The sequence below is a fragment of the Achromobacter sp. 18P8.1.1 genome (genome assembly GCF_057799415.1).
Genome location: NZ_JBYOKH010000005.1, coordinates 83785 through 99610, shown reverse-complemented (window position 1 = coordinate 99610; position 15826 = coordinate 83785). Strand labels below are relative to the sequence as shown.

Below are 15826 nucleotides of genomic sequence, written 5' to 3'. Positions count from 1 at the left end.
GACGCCCCCCACAGGACGGAATCGATATGCCCCACTTGACTGACAACACCCTCGCTGCCTACGGCGTCGCGACTGGTTGGCGATTCGGACTGGAATTCGACGTGCGCTGGAGCGAACTGGATGCGTTCCGGCACGTGAACCACCGGACACACCTTGGCTGGTTCGAGGAAGTTCGAAACGCGATGTTCCTGGAATTGGACTATCCGCCGTTCACGCTGGAGGGCGCCGGTCCGGTCATCCGGGAATTGACCGTCGGGTATGACAAGCCTATCGGCATCGCGACCCGAGTCTTGACCACTGGAAAATTCGCCTGGTTGAAGAACTCCAGCTTCCGCATGGAGTTCGCGGTATGGCATCAAGGTCAAGCGGCGTCCAGCCATGCGATCTGCGTATGGCTGTGCAATGCTTCCGGGGAGAAGGTCGTCTTGCCGGACGGCCTGCGCGACCGCATCCATCACCTGTACGCGGCAGAGGATTTACGCTGACTGCCTGTCCGATGCACGGGAACGTGCGGGCTTCCTGAGTTCGTCGTTGACGGTTTCCGCCACACTGGCCAACAGTCTGGGCACGGCGCTCATGGCATCGCGCCCGGCCGGGGTGCGCGTGGAGATCGCACACGACAGAATCAACAGGTCTTCGCCTGGCCGGCGGTACAGGCTCTTGGCGAAAACCGCCGTGTCCTGGTGCACGCGGTTTTCCGTCATCACATAGCCTTCCCGCCGGTGGAAGGCCGCCGCAGTGCGGTACAGGTCCAGGTACTGGGCGACAGCTTCTTCACCCGCGGCATAGTGCAGCTCCCGTATCGCCCTTCCCCGTTCGTCTTCGGTTGCGCCGATCAGCCAGGCCAGGCCGGCGGTGCTTCCACAGAACGGCAAAGACAGCCCGACCCCGGGCCGGCGACGGAGCACATCGTTGGCACTTTCCGATTGAAGCGACACGATGCGCAAGTGGTCTCGCATGCTGATCGTGGCGGTCCCGTCGATCTGTTGTGCAAGGCGCGTCAGGTGCTGGGACGTGGAGGGACTCAGGAAGTTTCCTGACATCAACGGGTAGCCCAGACACAGCACACCAATGCCCAGGATGAACTGCCCATTGTCCGGGCTGACCTTCAGGTACCCCAGTTGAACCAGGGTATGCGTCAGTCGCGAGACCGTAGCCTTGGGAAGCCCGGTTCGCTTGGTTATCTCGCCGTTGCTGAGCACGGCGTCGCGGCTGTCGAAACACTGCAGCACACGCAGCCCTCGCTCAAGCGTTGTCGTCAGGCGGCCCGCTTGTCCGGGGTTCTTTTTCGGGAGTGCGGGGCTCATGCGGATAACGGGCGATTGTGAACAGCTGGGTATTGTCCTCTGCACTTGCCCGGCCGTAAACGGATAGAACCCCTAATGGATCGCCCCAATCCATATCCCGCCCGCGGCCAGTATGAATACCTGAACTCGATATACGGGCTTACATGCTATAAAAAACCTTGGCCGTGCGAGGTGTTACCCGTCGGCCACTACCCCTCTTATCGAGAGTCGGCTCTTCAACGATTGTGTGCAAGGCAGAGGCATATGATTGCAAGATTCCGTGGGCATCACAGAGGATTGGCCGTCTCGGCGCTGTTCCTCGCATTTCAGGCGTTTCCCCTACTCAGTTCCGCGGCTGACACCGCTTCAGCCAAGTCGCTATTGCCCACCCCTCCTGTGGCACTACCCCTAGCGGAACCGCGCTTTACCGGGGATGTGGGACGCACCTTTCAAGAGTCCGACCCGCCCCAGTTCCCGCAACCGGCTCGACCCGGAAAAAATGCGCCGAACGTGGTGATTATTTTGTTGGACGATGCCGGCTTCGGGCAGTTCAGTACCTTCGGCGGGGGTACCCCCAGCCCCACCATGGACAAACTGGCGAACGACGGGGTGCGATACAACCGATTTCACACCACGGCGCTTTGTTCACCCACGCGCGCAGCCTTGCTAACCGGGCGCAACCATCATTCTTCCGGATTTGGCGTCATTAGCGAACTTTCCGCAGGCTACGATGGCTATACCGGCATCATCCCGAAAAGCACTGCGACGGTCGCTGAAATACTGCGCCAGCATGGTTATGCGACGGCGTGGATGGGGAAAAACCACAATACGCCGCCGTGGGAACAAAACCCCTCCGGGCCGTTTGACCATTGGCCAACCTCGCTGGGCTTTGAACATTTTTATGGCTTTCATGGCGGCAACGCGAGCCAATGGGAACCTGTGCTTTACGAGAACACCACGCCCGTTCCCCGATCCACCGATCCGAACTACCACTTGACTGTCGACCTGGCCAATCATTCCATCAACTGGGTAAAGCAGGTCAAGTCCATAGACCCCCAAAGGCCATTTTTCCTGTATCTGGCGCCCGGCGCCACCCACTCCCCCCATCACGCGCCGCCGGACTGGATTGCCAAATTCAAGGGCAAGTTCGACATGGGCTGGGATGTCTACCGGGAACAGACATTGGAGCGCCAGAAGAAATTGGGCGTGGTCCCGCAGAATACTGAACTCACGCCACGGCCGGCTGGCATTCCAGCATGGTCGTCATTGAAGCCCGAGCAGCAAAAACTCTATGCCCACATGATGGAGGTGTTCGCCGCCTATGGCGCGCATGTGGACTACGAGATGGGCCGAGTCGTGGACGCCGTGCGCAACATGCCTGGCGGGGACAACACACTGATTTTCTATATTGCCGGGGATAACGGCGCTTCCGCCGAAGGCGGCCTCGAAGGCACCTTGAACGAAATCGCGGCTTACAGCAGAGTTCCACAGACGTGGGAATACATGGCGCAGCACATCGACGAGATCGGTTCGCGCAAGTTCGACAATCACATCCCGGTGGGCTGGGCTCATGCCGTCAATACGCCGTTCCAATGGACCAAACAGGTGGCCTCGCACTTCGGCGGTACGCGCAATCCGCTGATCGTCTCCTGGCCCGCGCGCGTGACCGACAAGGGCGACTTGCACGGCCAATTCCATCACATCATCGACATCGCGCCCACCATACTCGAAGCGGCCGGCGTTCAGGAACCGCAAGCCGTCAATGGCGTGGCGCAAAAGCCGATGGAAGGCGTCAGCATGGCTTACAGCTTCAACGACGCCAAGGCAAAGGATCAGCGCCGCACGCAGTATTTCGAAATGCAGGGCTACCGGGGCATCTACCACGATGGCTGGATGGCGTCATCGATCACGTTCGAACCGTGGAATCTGGTGCGTCCAGAATTCGACATCGACAAGGCGAAATGGGAACTCTACGACCTGACCAACGATTTCTCACAAGCCCATGACCTGGCCGGCCAGCATCCCGACAAGGTCAAGATGATGGAAGCCCTGTTTTGGACCGAGGCAGCACGCTACAACGTCCTGCCGTTGGATTGGCGTTCGCTGGAACGTGTATCCGACATAGCGATGGGCCGACCAAATCCGACATTGGGTCGTTCGCACTTCGAATACCCCGGCCTCCTGACGAACTTGGCGCTGGGAAGCGCGCCCGTGCTGGGCAACCGGTCCTTCAGCGTCTGCGCTGATGTCGATATTCCGGAGGGCGGCGCTGATGGAATGCTATTCACACAGGGTGGATTCACTGCAGGCTGGGGCTTCTACGTGCAGGACAAGAAGTTGGTGGCGGTGCATAACTTCCTGGGCATGCAGCGCTATCGCATTGTCTCCGCCGCCCCCGTCCCAACGGGCAAGAGCACCCTGAAAATCGACTTCCTCTATGACGGCAACGGGCTGGGCAAAGGCGGAACGATCAAACTGTCCGCCAACGACAAGCCGCTGGGTGAAGGCCGGGTCGATCGTACCGTGCAGGGCCAGTATTCAGCATTTGAGGGGCAGGATATTGGAATGGATACAGGTTCGCCGGTGGACGACAGCTACGTCCCGCCCTATCGGTTCAAAGGAACCATAGACAGAGTCGTCGTGGAGTTGAAGTAAATCCCCAGACTGTGCAAGGGGCCCCGCGAGCGTAGATCCAGCTCGCGGGAAACTCCCCGTTCAATTCAGCGAGGGTTTATGGCTACAGCGTGGAAGCACCCTCAGGTGCACGCCGTCAAGCCGTGCGTGGCCGACGGTAATTCGCTGGCCACGATCAAGGCCGGTAGGGGCAGGTCCGATCAAACCAATGCCGTCCCCAGGTGGCTATCAGCGCCGGGACCCGCCCCCCCCAACATGAATGTTTCCTGCCGCATAGCGATGTTTCTGATACATTGACGCCCAAAATCAATACAAGCGCGGCCATTTTGCGGCCCCGCTTGCGCCGGGCATGACGGCGGCGCGCAGAAGGTCTTTTCCCAGGCATGCCGCGCTGAAGGGCTCAACTCTCAACAGTAGAACTTTGGGGTAACGGTCAAAATGAGAAAATTGGCACTGCTTGTTGTCTTGCCATCGCTGCTTGTGGGGTGCACTCCAGGCCAGATGAACATGCTGAATGGCACGCGCTATAAAACCTATAACGACGTCAATTCAATCTGGGTCGGCAGTACAGAAGAACAACTGATCTCGAAGTGGGGTCCCCCAAAAAAGAGCTATACGCTTGAAAGCGGTGCAAAAATCGTTTCATACGAAGAAATCTGGGGCCCTATGTCCGCGTATCACGTATGCATCGAAAAGTTCATGATCGACAAAGGCGTGGTGACCAAGTGGGGAATTTCGGATTGCCCATCGCGCATTTCGGGCACCCTGCCGAAAGACAGCCCTATTCCGCAACCTACCATGTAGGAAAAAGCTTCCTTGCGCGACACGCGCAAGGATTAGCCGGGTTGCGTCAGGCCTGCAAATAGATTCACACCCCTGCCCACCCTTGGGCTGTTTGCTGCGCCCGCCGCGCCTGTTTGTCCGCATACATAAGCCGGTCAGCTTCCTTGAGCGCGGCTTGTAGCGAACTGACAGCGGGATCCACGCTGACAATGCCAAAGCTTGCGCCTCGATAGTCGAAACTGCACTCATCTGAGGTATAGGTACCGATCAGCGGCAACGCCAGCCGGCTGCGCATCTCGTCGACGACCCTTTGCGGATCGTCGGACGCGGACTGGGTCACGAGTCCAACCACAACGAACTCGTCGCCACCCCAGCGCCCCAGCATATCGCTTGCCCGCAGAGCGGCCGACATGCGCCGGCCAACTTCGATCAAGAATCTGTCGCCGGCCTCATGCCCATAGGTGTCGTTGATGGGTTTGAATCCATCCAGATCGATAAAGGCCACCAGCACCCATTGCTGCGTGCGCTTCGCCAGAGCGAACAACCGCTCCAACTCGGCCAATACTGCGCGTCGATTCGGCAGGCCGGTCAGCGCGTCATAGTTGGCCGCATACCGTTCATCCTGTCGGCGCATCACGATTTGGCGGGCCACATGGCCAGATAGCAGGATCACGATCAAGCCAAACACCGCAACCAGCCCCGCCATCCAGACATGCTGTCTGCGCATGGGAGCAAGATGCTCCAAACTCGCCAACGTGAGCAACTGATATTGGGTACCCGACAACGGCTGTTGCCGCAGCAGATAGGGCCTGCCATCGATGAGCCACTGGTCGGCACTGTCTGACCCGTCTGCCGCGCGCACATCCATGAGCTCGCCTGGCTCTTCTTCGCCATCCGGCGGAAGAACCGTGCCTGGCGGGAGAAGCGCCGCGACGTTGCGTAGCATGAACGGCTCCGACGAAGCCGTGATCACGCGCCCCTGGCGATTCACGATCAGCGCAACATGGCGCCCTGTCAGATAAAGCGCCACCTCTGGCGCGTCGAACTTGACCGTGACTGAGCCCAACGGCACGTCGTTCGAGTCCTCGATGCGACTGGCCACGAAATAGGATGGCGATTTATTCAGACGAGCAATACCGAACGAATGGCCATTGCCGGTGCGCAACGCATCAATGAGGTAGGGCCGGCCCGAGTAGATCATGCCCACGATGCTGTCCGGTTCGGCCCAATTGCTGGCCGTCACCGTATCGTCCGACATATTGTTCATGTAAATGCGCGCGTAACGCAGATCACTGGCCAGTGCGTTCATGACGTCGCCCACCCTGCGCACCAAGGGGTCTCGCGCAAACTGAGCAGCGCGCTCCTGCCGGCTCAGCTCGGCGACGCCTGGCGGGTCTGTGCGATAGCGAATTGCGAGCTCAATCACCAGACTCTGCCGCGCCACCATATTGGCCACGCTCACCATCTCGGTAAACAAGCGGTCCATCACGCGCACGGTCGTCTTAGACTCGTACTCGGCGCTAGCTGCCAGTCTAGCCAGCTGCGCAGTCACGATTCTCTGCGAAACCCACCACCCCAGGCCCGCTACCAGCGCTAACCAGACGACGGCCAACCACAGTGTGACCCGGCGCACGGTGGGCCGCATCTGTTGTTCACGCCTGCCTTGCTGCAGCAACACGTCGTTCCCCTCACGAAACAAGCGTCCAAAACAACTTTCTGTATCGTTCGTGGCCCTCTTGCTCCTGGCTGGAGTATAAGCGTCGACTCTCTGGCGATCCTATGAAAATCCACTATTCAATCGCCCAATATCCCCCTGGCCTTAATAATCTTCACGTGGCAGCTATGCCTGGCAACACAATATCGTGAGAAAAGCTCTCCGGCCTTATTGTTGACAATCCTTGACGGTGAATTCCGGCGATACACGCCACACACGGTCCCCTGGGGATGATCGGGGGGTAAACGCCTATAAAGTTGAGCACCCCACGTGCCGTATTAACTGCGTGGTTTGCATCTACTGACAGAGGAATGGTCGTGTCCAACAAGAATAGCAATCGGCCGGGATGGTCAAAATGGATAATCCTGGCCGCATCCGCGGCCAACTTCACGAACCCGACGTACGCGCAGTCAGTCGTCGGTACCGGCGAGGTATTGCCCGGCCCGGTCCAGACGCCGGATTGGGCTGTCGGAGGTGACCTGACTGTTGGCGATTCCCTCACCGGGACGTTGACCATCACCGATGGCGGTTCCGTAACCAATGACGGTGCGTACATTGGAAACCTGAACGGCGCCGTGGGAGCGCTGACGGTGTCGGGCCGCAACGCCGGTGGCACGGCGTCCACCTGGACCAGCCTCGGCTCCGTGCTCATCGGGGTGGAAGCTGGCAGCAGCGGCACACTGACGATCCTGGACGCAGGCATGGCCCAAAGCGACTCGGGCACCATCGGCAGCAATAACGGCAGCGTCGGGAGCGTTCTCGTTTCCGGGCCGGGGTCAACGTGGAATCTCTCGGCGAGCAGAGGATTCATGATCGGCGAAAGCGGCCGGGGCACGCTGCGGATCGACGACGGCGGCGCCGTGCACAGCGGCCAGGGCATTATCGGCTGGCTCGCCGGCAGCGATGGCAGCGCTATCGTGTCGGGCCGGACAACAGTCTGGGATCCCTTCAACAATATCTACGTAGGCTTCGAGGGTCTTGGCGACCTGCGCGTCCTGGAAGGCGCCACCGTGCGCACGGTCGGATCATCCGCGCCGGGCGCCGCCGCAACGATCTACATCGGCAACCAGGCGGGCGGCGTGGGCACGGTGACCGTTTCGAGCACAACGGCCGATATCTCTACGCTTGCCGCGAGCGACCGAATCGAAATCGGCTCGGCCGGCACGGGAATATTGACTATCGACAAGGGCGGGCTGGCGGTCGCCGGTAGCGATACGTGGCTGACCGACGTCGGCACCGCCACCGGTACGCTGAACCTCATCGGCGACGCCAGCGGCCGCGGCGTGCTGGAGACCGGCTCGGTCGTCAAGGGCGCCGGCAACGCCACTTTCAACCTGAATGGGGGTGTCCTGCGCGCCAACCGTGACGAGGCTGACTTCTTGAATCGCTTCTCGACGCAGGCGATTGGAAGCGAAGGTGCTTGGTTCGATACCAACGGCTACGAGGTGGGAGTATTGACCGCGTTCTCGGGAACCTCCAACCTCAACAAGCTGGGCGCCGGCAGGCTGACCTTGTCGGGCAACAGCGCCGCGTTTACGGGAACCACTGATATTCAGGCCGGCACATTGCAGGTCGATGGCGTCCTCGGCGGCCCGGTGAACGTTTTATCGGGAGCACGGCTGACCGGCACGGGACGCGTCGGTGCGACGGCCAACCGAGGCACCATCGCCCCGGGGCCGCGCAGTGGCTTCGGCACCCTGACGGTCGCCGGTGACTACACGGCACAGGGCGGCAATCTGGAAATCCGCACCCAGCTTGGCGGGGATAACTCGCCAACCGATAAGTTGGTCGTCACGGGCGACACCGCGGGCGCGACACCGGTCACCGTGACGAACATGGCAGGCGCTGGCGGGTTGACCCAACGGGGCATACAGATCGTGCAGGTCAACGGGGTCTCGGCGGGACAGTTCGACCTGGCCAACGGCGACTACGTCATCGCGGGGCGTCCAGCCCTGGTGGCCGGCGCCTACGGCTATGTCCTGCAGCAGGACTCCGCAGACGGCGGCTGGTATCTGCGATCGTCCCTAACCGATCCCGGCACACCGCCAACCTATCCAGGCACGCCCCCAATCGGCCCCGGCACACCTCCGACCGGTGGCGTTTCGCCGGGCGTCGAACCGCCCTTGCTGTATCAGCCCGGTGTGCCGGTCTATGAAGCCTACGCCAACACGCTCCTTAACTTGAGCCGGCTACCCACCCTGCGCCAGCGCGTCGGCAACCGCCTATATGACTCGGCGGACGTCGGTCGCAACGGCGTATGGAGCCGGATGGAGGGCACGACAAGCCGGCTCGAACCTTCCACGTCCACCACGGGCGCACGCCAGGACATCGACAGCTGGAAGGCGCAATTTGGTGTTGACCGTATCCTGGCGGGTCAAGAACAAGGGTCCCGCTTAGTGGGCGGCATAGCCTTCCAGTACGGCAAGGCCGACACGCACGTGTTTTCGGCGTATGGCAACGGCACGATCGACACTACCGCCTATGGCCTGACACCGACGCTGACCTGGTACGGCAAGAATGGGCTCTATATCGACACCCAGGCCCAAGCAACCTGGTTCGAGAGCGACCTGAATTCCCGGCTGGCCGGCAAGTTGAAGGGCGGCAGCCGAGCTAACAGCTACGGGCTGGGTATCGAAGCGGGCAAGGCGTTCGGGTTGAGCGAGCGACTGGCGCTGATCCCGCAGGCGCAGTTGACCTACGCATCGACCCGCTTCGACAGCTTCAATGACAAATTCGGCGCGCACGTTGAAAGCGACAAGGGGGACAGCCTGCTGGCCCGCGTCGGTATTGCGCTGGACTACAAAAGCAATTGGCAAACGGGTGGCGTGAGTCGGGAATCCAGCGTCTATGGCGTCGTCAACGTGAAACATGAATTCCTGGACGGAACCCGTGTGCGCGTGGCCGACGTGCCGGCGGCCACGCGCATGGCGCGAACCTGGGGCAGCGTGGGCGCGGGAGCAAACTACGGTTGGGCGGAACGTTATGCGATCTATGGCCAGGTCGACGCCGATGTGGACTTCTCCGGCAGCTATATCGTCACCGCTACGGCGGGCTTCAGAATGACGTTTTAGTGAGTTGCCCACCGCAGGTGTCCGCCGTGGCAAAAACCGCTATACCGCTGCTATGCTGGGGTCACTGGCCGCCCCGCCGCAGCGCCGGGCCATGGCGTCAGCCTAACCGCAACCCAGGAGCATCGACATGAAGCTATCCAAACGCGCGTTATTGGCAGGGCTGGCGCTATCCGCGCTGTCGGCAGTGGCCCCCGCGGCCATGGCGCATCACGGGTGGTCGTGGGCGGAATCCGAACAGATGACCTTGCAAGGCACGGTTGAGCAGGTTCAGGTCGCGCCGCCTCATCCCACGTTGAGGGTGCGAGCCAACGACGGTGTCTGGGTGGTCGAACTCGGCAATCCCGCCCAAACGAAGGAAGCAGGATTCGTCGAGGGGTCGGCCAAGCCGGGCGACCCCATCACCGCTATCGGCAACCGCGACCAGGACGCCGGCAACAAGCGCATGAAGGCCGTTCAGGTCATGGTGGGCGGCAAGACCTACGACATCTATCCCAGCCGCATCAAGAAACCCTGAGCCCCACGGCCTTCAGCCATGCCCGAACTGCTTCGGTTGGCGCTGGAACAGCTTACGGCCCTGCCGCCGGCGCTGTGGCTGCGACGGTCCGCAACGCTCTACCTTTTGGTCAACGCCGCTCATATCGGCGCCATCGGCCTGTTGATCGGTTCGATCGTTCCGCTGGACTTGCGCCTGCTCGGCGTCCTCAAGCCCACCTCCTTGGCGCTCCTGGCGCCCGTGCTGGCCAGCACAGCCTCGCTCGGCCTTGCTCTTGCCGTACTGACCGGCGCCACGCTGTTCACCGTGCGGCCGCAGGAATATCTGCAGAATCCGGCATTCGTGGTGAAGATGGGCTTGCTGGGCGCGGGCGCGATCAACGCCTGGCTCGTGCGCCGGGGCGGAGCATGGGGGCAGGTTTTACAGGGAGGCCGCCCATCCAGCGCGCTGCGCTGCCAGGCCGCCGTCTCGCTGCTGCTATGGACTGGCTGCCTGGTCGCGGGCAGATGGATCGGGTTCCTGTAGCCTGCTGTTCGCCTGAAGCCAGCGACCCAATGCAGGGGGTGATGCGTGCACGCTCTCTGCAACAGACATCGTTGGCTTGAACACGTTGCCGCTTCAGGCGATTCGCAGCGCATTCTTGAAGGGGCATGCCCTTGTATGGCACTGCCCGTTCATGGTCAGCCCAGATGTGCAGCAAGCAGGTCCCTGACGTCCGACACAAAGGGGGGCTCGCCAGCGCGTGAAGGTGCAAGGCTGAACTCGACGTCTGGCAGAGCAGGCAAGCCAGCGTGTCCTTCAAGAGGCGCTGCCGTTGGGGGAATCGCCGACGCATTCAGGCAGGCAATCCCCTGGCCAGCGGCCAGTGCCAGATGCAAACTGCCAATATCTGACGCGGTCTGCTCAACGCTGTAAGCGACACCATGCGCGTCGAGCGTATGAAGGGCAAATCGCTGCAGCGAACATGTATCCGGCAATACGACCAGAGGAAGCCTCCCTGTGGCCGCCTCCAGGACAAATGAATTGTCAGCAACCCAATGCAGGGGCTCGCGCCGCAATCGGATTCGCCCGGAACCTGCATCGTTCGGCGGATGAGCAGTGTGCAGTATTGTCATCGACACGCCGATATCGAAGCTTCCAGCATTCGCTTCATGCTCGATCCATGCGCTCTTGCGGACACAGACGTGCAGGCGCAATTGCGGAAACTGTTCACGGATGCGCCTGATGATGATCGGCAACGCATGCGGACGAAAATAATCCGTGATGGCCAGGCGCAAGTCCCCGGTCAGTTGGGCTCCCTGCATGTCCCGCCAGGCAGCGTCACTTAGAGACAGCAACTTTTGCGCGTGGCCCACCAGCCGTTCCCCCGCCGGGGTCAGACTGACGCCCGCCTTCCCCCGGACCAGCAGCGATACTCCGCAAGCTTGTTCAAGCTTGCGTACCTGTTCGCTGATCGCCGATTGTGATCGATACAAGCGCGGCGCTGCGGCAGACAGGCTACCCGCATTGGAGACGACCACCAGCGTGTTCAGCAACTCCAGATCCAGAATGCGCGACATCCATCCACCTGTTTTTCAAATAGATATCATCTTATCTTCCTGCTTTTCACGTATCAAGCGGCGCCGGATACTGGCGGCTCAGGAAACCGCTAGGAGAAAAGCATGCCTGGTATCGATATCACTATTTCCGGCCAACCCGACTCGGCCTTAACCCACCAGCTAGCCGCGCAACTGACCGAACTCACGTGCCGGATACTGAAAAAAGAACCGTCGCGGACGCGGGTGATCGTCCGGTTTGTGCCCCTAGATCAATGGTTCATCGCGGGAAGCTCCCTGGCCGAGCAGGGCAAAAGATCTTTCCAACTTGAAGTCACCGTCACCGGCGAAACCAATACCCGCAACGAGAAGGCCGACTATCACAAGGCGGCTTACGAACTCCTCGGCGGGCTTATCGGCAATGTGCACCCCCACTCGAGCATTCATGTCGTCGACTGCCAAGCCACTTCGTATGGCTATGGAGGGGTCACCCAAGAATGGCGCTACCAGCATGCGTGAGCACTGAAGGCCCGGATCAACGCAGTCGAGCGGCAGAGTTGCCGGACTACCTGGCATCGATGGGGGAATTCAAGTCACTCATCGACGCCTACGTGGGCCATGAGGTAGGCGATCCTCAGCGCATTGCAGCGCTAGTCGTGGCGCTCGCCTCGCGCACTGAGATTCCCGCTCGTCTCGTGCTCGGCTCGGATGCCTGGCAAGTCGTTGAAGCAGAGGAACAAGGACGCCATCAGATCATGCAAAGATGGAAATCAGTCACTCTTGCGGCAGATTTTGGCTCGGCGTCGCCCGAGTGGCCTGCGGAGTGATGTCACCCCCGAACGCCGCTCACGATGGGAAGCGTCCAGCAGGCAGTTCCCCTTGGAGTCAGAGGCAAGCGCCCCCCCAACCTCGGGGCGCTTGCATCGCATTCAAACAGCTACACCGAGCAAGAGCGCGAGTCCCTGATGATGCTGCTGCGCAAGGGGGTGCGACACTTCAGCAGAATGCTTTGACGGGTCTCGATCGAGAATATCCCCAAGCCGTTCAAAGCCGCAGTGGCGGTGCCCGGACTACAGGCAATCAAGCTTCAACCGTGATGCCAGAAAATCGACGAAAGCCCGCACCTTGGCGGGTGGGAGCCTGTTCTCTTGCCAAAGCGCATGGATCGGCACCGGTTTGGGCTCGAAATCCTCAAGTATGGTTTCCACCTGTCCCGTGTCCAGCAGGTGCCTGATCTGCCACATTGGCGAATAGCCGATGCCGAGTCCGGCGCTTGCTGCGGAATAGATCGCCGCCATCGTATTCGTGCGGAATGGCCCGCGGACCCCGACGTTGCGCGGCTTTCCAGCAATCTGAAAGGCCCACTGCCCTGGCCGCTGGTCAACGGTCCTGACGATACAGGCGTGCTGGCGCAATTCCGAAGGATGCGCGGGACGGCCGTGCGCTTCGAAATACGAGGGCGCGCCAAATACGACTCTGCGCAACGCCCCTAGCCGCTTGCCTTGCAGGCCGGAATCGGGCAGGTCCGCGATACGCACAACCAGGTCGAGGCCAGCGCCCGAAAGATCGACAAAAGAATCCGTCAATTGCAGATCGACTTCGACCTGCGGATACGCCCGCATGTATTCCGCGATGATCGGAACCAGGAAGTCGGGGCCGAACAGTATCGGCGCCCCCACACGCAATGTGCCGGAGGGCGCCTTCCGGCGATCAGCGACTTCCAGCCGAGCCTCCCCTATTTCCTCTAACGCCGGCTTTACCCGGCGAAAGAAAGTCTCGCCCGCTTCGCTCAGCGCCGAATGCCGCGTCGTGCGGTGGACGAGCTGAACGCCGACGTCCTCTTCCAGCGTCGCCAGGGAGCGGCTGACGGCCTGCAACGTGCGATTCAGGCGGCGAGCCGCCTTGGTGAGGCTTCCCGCTTCGGCAATATGAATGAATGCTTCAAGGTCTTCGAGGCGGCTCATTTTTCTCTCGGATATCGTGATTCTCTTTCAATACTGGAGCGTATTGTTCCACCAAACTTGAGAAAATACACTGGCTTCACTCATTCATCGATACCGAGGAGAAGCCCAGTGGAAAGCAATCAACCCGTCGTTCTGGTCGTGGGAGCCACCGGCAAATTCGCACGCATGGTCGTTCCTGAATTGGCACGGCGCAACGTTGCGGTCCGCGCGCTCGTCCGCGACGAGGAACGCGCGGCTGTCGCCCGCTCGATGGGCGCAACAGAGATCGCCATCGGAGACCTGCGCGATGCTGGCAGCCTTGCCAGCGCTGTCCGGGGCGTCGATGGCATATTCCATATTGGCCCCGCCTTTGCTTCCGACGAAGCGGCAATGGGTATCGCCCTAGTCGAAGCCGCGCAGCAAAGCACGGTAAGAAAGTTCGTATTCTCGTCGGTGATTCAGCCGACAAACACGCGTCTGGCAAATCACGCCAGCAAGATACCGGTCGAGGACGCGCTCTACTCGTCCGGGCTGGAATATACGATCCTGCATCCCGCCAACTTCATGCAGAACATTGGGTTGGCGTGGCCGTCGATCCGCGACCATTCCTGCTTCGGAGAACCCTTTCCCAAGGACACTCGGATCGCTCGTGTGGACTACCGGGATGTGGCCGAGATAGCCGCCATCGCATTGACCGAGGACAGGCTGGCGTTCGCCACGTTGGAGCTATGTGCCGGCATGTACAGCCGCATGGACATCGTGGCGGCCCTGTCCGAAACGCTGGGGTATCCGGTCGCCGCCCTGCAGCCCGGATTCAGCGAATGGGCAGCGAATGCGCGTCTTCCTTATAGCGAGGACCAACTGCTTCTGCTGTCAAAGGTCCTCGACCACTATCAAGCCTATGGACTGGGCGGAAACAGCCTTGCGCTGCGGGCTGCTCTGGGACGGGAACCGCGTTCGCTAAATGCATACATCAACGACCTGATCGCCGATAAAAAACCGGCCATTGGGAATAAGGAGCGTTGATATGCGAACACATCCGCCCAGATCAATCCTGCGGAAACTCCCGCCGGGCTACACCCGCTTCTTGATGCCACTGATTCTTTCAGTTTTCATGTCGGCCATCGTTTCGGCGGTGGCCACCGCCACAAGCGTGGGTTTTGGCCCCGGCTTCATCACCAATTGGCCCAACGCCTGGGCCGCCTCCTGGATCGTGGCGTTTCCCAGCCTCTTGCTTTTACTACCGCTCGTGCGCCGGATTGTCGCTTGGATGGTTGTGCAGCCGTAGCGACGTGAAGTGCCTTGTGGCGCATGGCCAGGGCTTTCCCATACTACGAAGGCGCTGGCACTCAGAAAACTTCCTTACTCGACGGCTCCGGGCTAAAGTGGCCCGTTGCTATGGACCGAGGAAGGATCGGTATGCCCAACGTAAGCCCGGATTTGAACGACAACGCGTTGTACAGAACCTTGCTGGAGTCAACCAAGGCGATTCCTTGGAAGATCGATTGGGCGACGATGAAATTCGCCTATATCGGCCCTCAGATCGAGGCGTTGCTGGGTTGGAGCGCTGAAAGTTGGGCAAGCGTGGAAGACTGGGCCATGCGCATGCACCCCGAAGATCGCGAATACGTAGTGAATTTCTGCGTCACCCAATCCCAGGCCGGCGCAGACCACGAGGCGGACTACCGCGCGCTGACCAAGGACAATGGCTACGTGTGGATTCGCGACGTTGTGCACGTCGTGCGCAACGATAAGGGCGAAACCGAAGCGCTGATCGGCTTCATGTTTGACATCACCGAACGCAAGAAGACGGAAGAGAATCTACTGAGCCTGCAAAAGGAGCTGGAGGTCCTGTCCTTCAAGGATGGCTTGACGAACATTGCCAACCGGCGCCGCTTTGACAGCAGTTTCGAATTGGAATGGGAGCGGGCGCGCAGCGAACGCCGGCCGCTGTCCGTGTTGCTGCTCGACGTGGACTTTTTCAAGCAATACAACGACTTATATGGCCATACGCAGGGTGACAAGTGCTTAGTGGATATCGCCCAGACGCTGAGTTTGGCTCTGGATGGCCCTCGCGATCTGGTTGCGCGCTACGGTGGCGAAGAGTTTGTCGTGTTGCTGCCCGACGCCGATGCCGGGGTGGCGTTGAAGGTCGCTGAAAGGTGCCAAAGATTGCTTCAGAAGAAGAATATCCTGCATGCACTGTCGCCGCACGGCAGGCAGGTCACTGTCAGCATAGGAGCGGGCACGGTGGTGCCAGAGGGAGAAGCGGAGCGCGCTGGCTTCATCAAAACCGTGGATCAACAGCTATATACGGCCAAGAACAACGGGCGGCACCGCATTGAGCATGTGCAGTGCGAGGCTTAG

The 15826-nt window shown here is 60.6% G+C and carries 15 protein-coding genes; 11 read left to right on the top strand and 4 right to left on the bottom strand.

Going from position 1 to position 15826, the window contains the following annotated elements:
• The first annotated feature begins 26 nt into the window (after positions 1-26).
• Entirely contained in the window at positions 27-485 is a 459-nt protein-coding gene (locus AC27VE_RS05755) for an acyl-CoA thioesterase (RefSeq protein WP_488703280.1), read from the top strand.
• On the opposite strand, the gene AC27VE_RS05750 is transcribed toward AC27VE_RS05755, so the two are convergent.
• Positions 477-1307 carry an IclR family transcriptional regulator gene (locus AC27VE_RS05750; RefSeq protein WP_488703279.1) on the bottom strand — a complete coding sequence of 277 codons (831 nt, stop codon included), beginning with the start codon at positions 1305-1307 and terminating at the stop codon, positions 477-479. The two genes, AC27VE_RS05755 and AC27VE_RS05750, sit on opposite strands and share 9 nt — an antisense overlap.
• A 243-nt stretch (positions 1308-1550) precedes the next feature.
• Between AC27VE_RS05750 and AC27VE_RS05745 the strand changes: the two genes are divergently transcribed.
• Complete coding sequence (locus AC27VE_RS05745; RefSeq protein WP_488703278.1) at positions 1551-3941, top strand: arylsulfatase; 2391 nt, start codon at positions 1551-1553, stop codon at positions 3939-3941.
• A 426-nt stretch (positions 3942-4367) separates the two neighbouring features.
• The gene (locus tag AC27VE_RS05740) at positions 4368-4724 is read left to right on the top strand and encodes a hypothetical protein (protein ID WP_488703277.1); all 357 of its coding nucleotides are present in this window, start codon (positions 4368-4370) and stop codon (positions 4722-4724) included.
• Positions 4725-4788: 64 nt separating this feature from the next.
• Here AC27VE_RS05740 and AC27VE_RS05735 read toward each other — a convergent pair whose 3' ends face one another.
• The gene (locus AC27VE_RS05735) at positions 4789-6348 is read right to left on the bottom strand and encodes a sensor domain-containing diguanylate cyclase (RefSeq protein WP_488703341.1); all 1560 of its coding nucleotides are present in this window, start codon (positions 6346-6348) and stop codon (positions 4789-4791) included.
• 380 nt (positions 6349-6728) lie between these two features.
• On the opposite strand from AC27VE_RS05735, the gene AC27VE_RS05730 reads away from it, so the two are divergent.
• The 3 genes from AC27VE_RS05730 (at position 6729) to AC27VE_RS05720 (ending at position 10506) form a co-directional block, all read left to right on the top strand.
• Positions 6729-9488, top strand: a complete 2760-nt coding sequence (locus tag AC27VE_RS05730) for an autotransporter family protein (RefSeq protein ID WP_488703276.1) — start codon at positions 6729-6731, stop codon at positions 9486-9488.
• A 127-nt stretch (positions 9489-9615) separates the two neighbouring features.
• The gene (locus AC27VE_RS05725) at positions 9616-10002 is read left to right on the top strand and encodes a DUF6152 family protein (RefSeq protein ID WP_454676843.1); all 387 of its coding nucleotides are present in this window, start codon (positions 9616-9618) and stop codon (positions 10000-10002) included.
• 18 nt (positions 10003-10020) lie between these two features.
• Entirely contained in the window at positions 10021-10506 is a 486-nt protein-coding gene (locus AC27VE_RS05720; protein ID WP_488703275.1) for a DUF6644 family protein, read from the top strand.
• A gap of 155 nt (positions 10507-10661) precedes the next feature.
• Here AC27VE_RS05720 and AC27VE_RS05715 read toward each other — a convergent pair whose 3' ends face one another.
• Complete coding sequence (locus AC27VE_RS05715) at positions 10662-11540, bottom strand: LysR family transcriptional regulator (protein ID WP_488703274.1); 879 nt, start codon at positions 11538-11540, stop codon at positions 10662-10664.
• 102 nt (positions 11541-11642) lie between these two features.
• Between AC27VE_RS05715 and AC27VE_RS05710 the strand changes: the two genes are divergently transcribed.
• A complete protein-coding gene (locus AC27VE_RS05710) occupies positions 11643-12035 on the top strand; it encodes a tautomerase family protein (protein ID WP_488703273.1) in 393 nt (130 codons plus the stop codon).
• A complete protein-coding gene (locus AC27VE_RS05705; RefSeq protein WP_488703272.1) occupies positions 12032-12343 on the top strand; it encodes a hypothetical protein in 312 nt (103 codons plus the stop codon). The genes AC27VE_RS05710 and AC27VE_RS05705 overlap by 4 nt, the downstream gene beginning before the upstream one ends.
• Positions 12344-12586: 243 nt before the next feature.
• Here the strand turns inward: AC27VE_RS05705 and AC27VE_RS05700 are convergent, their stop codons facing one another.
• Positions 12587-13480: a LysR family transcriptional regulator gene (locus AC27VE_RS05700; protein WP_280027542.1), complete on the bottom strand. Its 894-nt coding sequence runs from the start codon at positions 13478-13480 to the stop codon at positions 12587-12589.
• Between the two features lie 108 nt (positions 13481-13588).
• On the opposite strand from AC27VE_RS05700, the gene AC27VE_RS05695 reads away from it, so the two are divergent.
• From AC27VE_RS05695 to AC27VE_RS05685, 3 genes are all read left to right on the top strand, one after another.
• Positions 13589-14485, top strand: coding sequence for an NmrA/HSCARG family protein (locus tag AC27VE_RS05695; RefSeq protein WP_488703271.1), 897 nt, complete (start codon positions 13589-13591; stop codon positions 14483-14485).
• A 1-nt stretch (position 14486) separates the two neighbouring features.
• On the top strand, positions 14487-14747 hold the full coding sequence (locus AC27VE_RS05690) for a DUF2798 domain-containing protein (protein ID WP_488703270.1): 261 nt from the start codon (positions 14487-14489) through the stop codon (positions 14745-14747).
• 131 nt (positions 14748-14878) lie between these two features.
• Positions 14879-15826: a sensor domain-containing diguanylate cyclase gene (locus AC27VE_RS05685; protein ID WP_488703269.1), complete on the top strand. Its 948-nt coding sequence runs from the start codon at positions 14879-14881 to the stop codon at positions 15824-15826.